Genomic DNA, 4,298 nt, shown 5'->3' on the forward strand with positions numbered 1-4,298 from the left:
AGCGAGCAGCGCAGCCAATCGCACAACAACCACCGTCACCGTGACCGTCACCGGGCGGAGCCTGAGCGTGATTCCCGGGTGGAACCCCGTCGTCAAACAAAGCGCCTCCCTTCCCGTGGAGAGGCTGACTGCGCCATGAGACTCAGGTGGCGCTCGAGCAGGGACAATCGCGGCTCGGCCTCCGTCGAGGCTGCCATCGGGTTGCCCGCGTTCGTTCTCTTCGTCGGGCTCATCATGTTCGGTGGTCGCACCACCATGTCCCACCAGGCCATCGAGTCAGCAGCAGCGGACGCAGCCCGCTCCGCCTCGATCGCGCGCACGAGCTCGGAGGCGAAGAAGGACGCGAAGGACGCCGCGCAGGCCAGCCTGGCGAACCAGCAGATCAACTGCCTCGAGATTTTCGTGTCGATTGACACGGCCGACTTCGGCAAACCCGTCGGCGAGATCGGCACGGTCGCGGTGACCGTCGAATGTCGACTCGATCTCTCTGATCTGTCCGTTCCGGGCGTCCCAGGCAGTCGTGTTATCGGGGCGACGATTTCCAGCCCGCTCGACACGTGGAGGGAACGAGCATGAGCCGAGATACATACGACGAACTTGGATCGATCAGCCTCTGGTTGGTGACGTCCAGTTTCGTGATGATGATGCTCGTCGGTCTCGCCGTCGACCTCGGCGGACAGGTCCACGCCCAGCAACGTGCCCATGATGTCGCAGCCCAAGCCGCGCGAACCGGTGGCCAACAGGTGCAGGCGGCGCCAGCAATCGAAGGCCGCTACCTCGCTCTTGACACGGCCGCTTCGAGACGTACCGCCGAGGGCTACCTCGCCGAGGCCAACGTCACCGGCAGCGTGACCATCACCGGCGGCGACACCATCACAGTCGAGGTCACTGACACCTACACCCCGACCTTCCTGAGCTTCATCGGCATTGGAGATCTCACGGTCACTGGTGAAGCCTCAGCGCGACTAATCCGCAGCCTTGGAGGGACCGAACAATGACACGATCCAGACTTCGCCAGCGACTCCACGGATTTGCGGCAGCCATCGTGATCGTTCTCCTCGTCGTCGGAACGCCGCTGATACTGGTCGCGGCCGACCATGCTCCGTGGGAAGCCACAATCGGCGAGCTGCCCACACTGCTGTCCAGCCCGGACGACGGCACGTTCGCGCTGGTCGCAATTGCAACGGTGGCGTGGATCGCCTGGCTGATAGTCACCGTCTCTGTGGCCGTCGAGGCCGTCGCGAGTGCAAAAGGTCTTCGGGCTCCCCTGCTCCCAGGGATCGGGATCCCGCAACGTGCGATGGGGGAACTCGTGGCTGTGGCTGCACTGCTCTTCGTGGCTGCGCCGGCGGCGGTCACTGCCTTTCCGAGCGCCGCCGCGCACGCCGCTGGTCCACCCGTCCCCGGACCGGCGATCCTCACGGAGGTCGACATATCGCCCGTCGTTGCCGAAGTCGCGCCTGTCGTAGCGGAAGTCCAGACGTCAACCACGACGTACACCGTCAAGCGCGGTGACAGCCTCTGGAGGATCGCCGATCGCATGCTCGGCGACGGCGCACGCTTCGTCGAGATCGTCGACCTCAACAGGGAGATCATGCATGGACAGCCGGACTTCATCGAGCCCGGCACGGTGCTCAAGGTGCCCGTCGATGCGAGCGAACCGGACACCGGCCGCGCCGCTGAGGAGATTGTCGTCGAGCCCGGCGACACGCTTTCGGCGATCGCTGCGGACACGCTTGATGATCCGCGACGCTACCCAGAGATTTTTGAAGCTTCGCACGACACTGTCCAGACAGATGGAGCGAGAATTGCTGATCCAAATCTGATTCGACCCGGTTGGAAGCTCACCATCCCAGAGATGCCTCCTTCCGACGCCGAGGTCGTCACACCTCCCACCGCAATCGATCCGCCGGCCGACGAGGCAGCACCGACGCCTGCGCTGACGACAGCACCCAGTACTTCACCAACGCTCGAACCCCGAACTGACGAGACCGCGAGTGTCGCTGCCGACGACAAGGTCGATGAACCAAGCGGCTCCGGATGGCTCCTGCCCGGGCTCACGGGGGCGGGCGCCATCTTGGCGGGCTCGCTGCTCGTTGCTGTACGCGCACATCGCCGTACTCAGCAGCGCTCCCGGCGGCCCGGACATGTAATCGTGCCGCCACCACCTAAATTGCGAGGCGTCGAGAAGACTGTGTGGCTCACCGGAGCGCCCACGGCTAACGCCGTCGAACAGCTTGACCGGCTCCTCCGTCACCTCGCCTCAACTCAGACTGCCTTGCCAGAGATCGACACTGTTGAACTCGACGACCGGTCAGTGACGCTTCACCTCGCCACCGCGACGACCTTGCCGAAGCCGTGGATCGGTGCAGACGACACGTGGCACGCCGATCTCGACGCAACTGTGCCGGAGGCTGACGTCCTGCCGCCATACCCGCTGCTCGTGAGCGTCGGCCAGGATGACGCCGGACACATGTGGCTCGTCGACCTCGAGCGGCTGGGCTCCGTTGCCGTCACCGGCGACACAGCACGAGCTGAAGCTCTCGCCACCCATGTCGCGGCCGAACTAGCCCTGAACCCGTGGTCAGTCCTCGTCGCAACCGACGTCGTCGGCATAGCCTCCAAGCTCGCTCTACTCGACCCCGTACGCCTCCACCACCATGTTGCGAACGACATCAGTTTCCTCGGCCAACTGCGTAAGGAACTTGATGCTGCTCAGCAGGCGGGGTTCGGGGACCCTGACCCGTTCCACGCAGTAGTGATCACGCCCGATGTTCATCAGACGGATGAGATGCGCGCCATAACCGAAATCGTGAGAGGTCAAACTTCTCGCGCCGGCACTGCGATCATCACGATCCATGCAGAGCCGGAGCCGGGCGTCTCAATCTTCGAGGTCACCGCTGACGGGCGACTCCGCATTCAACACCTCGGCCTTGATCTGCACGCGGCGGGACTAACGCCCCAGGAGGCACAGGCATGTGCAGCCATCGTCGACCTGACACGGGAGGCAACAACGGTCCCGATGCCCAGCACAGAGGCCACAGCAGCGTGGCGTGCCCTCGCTGACGATGCCGGTGCGCTCCTGGGCGAACTCACCGAAGCCCGGCCCATCGGACCGGCGGGAGTCGGCTCCCTTCTGCCGAACTCAGCAGACGCATACGAGGCCATGGCGGCGACCACCACCGAGGATGTCGCCGTGCTTGCGCCAGTAGCCCCCACGCAGACCCGCCAAGTCGTTGAGGAGACCGACCCCACCCTCGACCAGGACCTCACCGAGTGGTTGAACCCCGACAGCGATTATCCGAAGCTGACCCTCCTTGGTCCCGTCAAAGCGTCCGCCCGCGGCGCCTACACAGAGATCGCCGAGCGCAAGCCGTACTTCGTCGAGATGCTCGCCTATCTTGCGCTGCACCCCCAGGGCGTCTCTTCTGCGTCGGTCGCCGAAGCCTTCTCGATCGGTGCATCTCGCGCCCGGACGGACCTCAGCTTCCTTCGCGCATGGCTCGCCGCGAACCCGCGGACTGGTCGCCCTCACCTGCCCGCCGCCAACGCCTCCCCCGTCTACGAGCAGACCGGCGTTGCCGGCTACCAAGTTGAAGACCTCCTCGTCGACTTCGACCTCTTCCGCCGCCTTCGGGCACGCGGTCAGGCCCGTGGCTCTGATGGAATCGCTGACCTTCAGACGGCCCTTGAACTGGTCAATGGCGAACCCTTCGACCGCCTGCGCGAGCGAGGCTGGAGTTGGCTTCTCGACGGAGAACGCCTGCACGAGACCGCTGCCTGCGCGGTCGTCGACACCGCCCACATCGTGGTCGTCAATGCACTCGACAATGGTGACGCGGCCACCGCATACACAGCGGCAGAGATCGCCTGTCATGCCGCACCGTATGACGAAATCGCACGGCTCGACCTCGCCAAGGTCACAGAAGCTGCGGGCCACAATGTGCTCGCAGAACAGATCCTCCGAGACGACGTCTTCAACCGGAGAGACGACGACCTCCCGCCGATCGACCTGCCTGAGCGCACCCAGCAGATCGTCAAGAACCACGAGTGGGGACGTCCCCGACGCCCGTCGAAGAACTTGTGACCTCTGGGTTATAAGCTACCGAGCTGCTTGGTGCAGTTTCGTACCACGGGGTTGCGGGGCCGGTGAGCGTGCTTGCTCAGCTACTCATTATTGGTTCGTCGGTGGAAAGTTGAGCCAGCGCCAACTCCCGGCCAGCCAGACCAAGTATTGATGCCAGTAGTTGGACCAGACCCAGATGCCGTCGATGCCGTCGATGCCATCTGGCCTGCGA

The 4,298-nt window shown here is 64.4% G+C and carries 3 protein-coding genes; all 3 read left to right on the forward strand.

The window, feature by feature from the left end:
- Positions 1-135: 135 nt before the first annotated feature.
- The 3 genes from H7290_RS11930 to H7290_RS11940 are packed head-to-tail and all read left to right on the forward strand — an operon-like array spanning position 136 to position 4,087.
- Complete coding sequence (locus H7290_RS11930; protein ID WP_290514238.1) at positions 136-576, forward strand: TadE family protein; 441 nt, start codon at positions 136-138, stop codon at positions 574-576.
- A complete protein-coding gene (locus H7290_RS11935) occupies positions 573-998 on the forward strand; it encodes a Tad domain-containing protein (RefSeq protein WP_290514239.1) in 426 nt (141 codons plus the stop codon). The genes H7290_RS11930 and H7290_RS11935 overlap by 4 nt, the downstream gene beginning before the upstream one ends.
- Positions 995-4,087, forward strand: a complete 3,093-nt coding sequence (locus H7290_RS11940) for a LysM peptidoglycan-binding domain-containing protein (protein ID WP_290514240.1) — start codon at positions 995-997, stop codon at positions 4,085-4,087. Before H7290_RS11935 ends, H7290_RS11940 begins: the two co-directional genes overlap by 4 nt.
- The last annotated feature ends 211 nt before the right edge of the window (positions 4,088-4,298 follow it).

It is taken from the genome of Aeromicrobium sp., from assembly GCF_014378035.1.
GTDB lineage: Bacteria > Actinomycetota > Actinomycetes > Propionibacteriales > Nocardioidaceae > Aeromicrobium.

Excerpts from the sequence above, each read along its gene's own strand:
- H7290_RS11930 (WP_290514238.1), top strand. The coding sequence starts at position 136 with ATGAGACTCAGGTGGCGCTCGAGCAGGGACAATCGCGGCTCGGCCTCC.
- H7290_RS11935 (WP_290514239.1), top strand. The coding sequence starts at position 573 with ATGAGCCGAGATACATACGACGAACTTGGATCGATCAGCCTCTGGTTG.
- H7290_RS11940 (WP_290514240.1), top strand. The coding sequence starts at position 995 with ATGACACGATCCAGACTTCGCCAGCGACTCCACGGATTTGCGGCAGCC.